Below are 1,071 nucleotides of genomic sequence, written 5' to 3'. Positions count from 1 at the left end.
AGGTGCCCGGGTCAATGCGGCCAATCACTTTCACATCCACATTCGACGCCGCCTGAACATTCAGCGCGGTAGTGGCCATCACGGCCAGAGCCAGCAGGGATTTTTGCATCATTTTCATTATTTAATTTCTCATCAATGAGTTTATGGAGATTTATCGTGCTGTCCGTTTCAGAGAATTTCCGTCACGCTGATGCAGCGGCTTGATAGCTATTATGCGTGGGAGTCATGTGGCGAAATATCAGTGAAGGATTAGCAGGCTGTCAGTAAATACTGACGAATAACAGTTTGGGCAGGGTTAAAATAAAAAAACCCGGACAGGCCGGGTCGATAATAAATAAACAATACGATGTTACGGCAAATACACCAGCTCAAGGGTGCTCAGACCATCCAGCTGCACGGTATTGGTCAGGTCAAAGGCTGAACGCTGGTTCAGATAAGCCTGAACGCCCAGCTTGCCGCTCAGATTGGTGAAGGCAACAGGGGTGGTGGTGCCGGTTGCTGCCCATGAGATGCCAAAACCTACCGTACCATCGGGGCGAAGAAGGTTACCCACACCTGATTTTGACCATGTTGATGCGGGATTGTGCGGGTTGATTGCTACAATAACATCAACAGAGTTACTATCTGCAGTTGCTCCACCCGGGGCGATACGCACGCCATAGCCACCCACTTTCACTCCGTTAGACTCACCCAGGCCTGCCACGCCTAATCCAGTCGAAGTAACACTGAAGATATCCATGCCTGCAGGTTGTCGAGCAAATCCTGTCGCGCTATTTTCTGTATAACCTGCTGTCGTATTTGGACGACCATTTATCACCTTAACCGCCACTTTACTTGGCGCAGTACAGGCAATATCGAAATCCAGCCGTTTCTCTGGCAGCAAGGTGTAACCGGTCGCAGCCAGCGTTGACGGGCTCATGGTACCGTAATCAACAGTACCGCCGCCGCTCAGGGTTGGCGTACAGGTGCCCGGGTCAATGCGGCCAATCACTTTCACATCCACATTCGACGCCGCCTGAACATTCAGCGCGGTAGTGGCCATCACGGCCAGAGCCAGCAGGGATTTTTGCA

1 protein-coding gene is annotated in these 1,071 nt (G+C 51.5%); it reads right to left on the bottom strand.

Translation table 11 applies throughout. The annotated features are described in order from the left end of the window. Positions 1 to 349: 349 nt before the first annotated feature. Positions 350 to 1,071 (bottom strand): DUF1120 domain-containing protein (locus F3J37_RS27815; protein ID WP_166936846.1); only part of this gene is annotated, 722 nt, incomplete at its 5' end.

The organism is Candidatus Pantoea communis, from assembly GCF_011752685.1.
Taxonomy (GTDB): Bacteria; Pseudomonadota; Gammaproteobacteria; order Enterobacterales; family Enterobacteriaceae; genus Pantoea; species Pantoea communis.
Note: the sequence above shows the minus strand (reverse complement) of the source record. Positions and strands in the feature narration are given on the sequence as shown.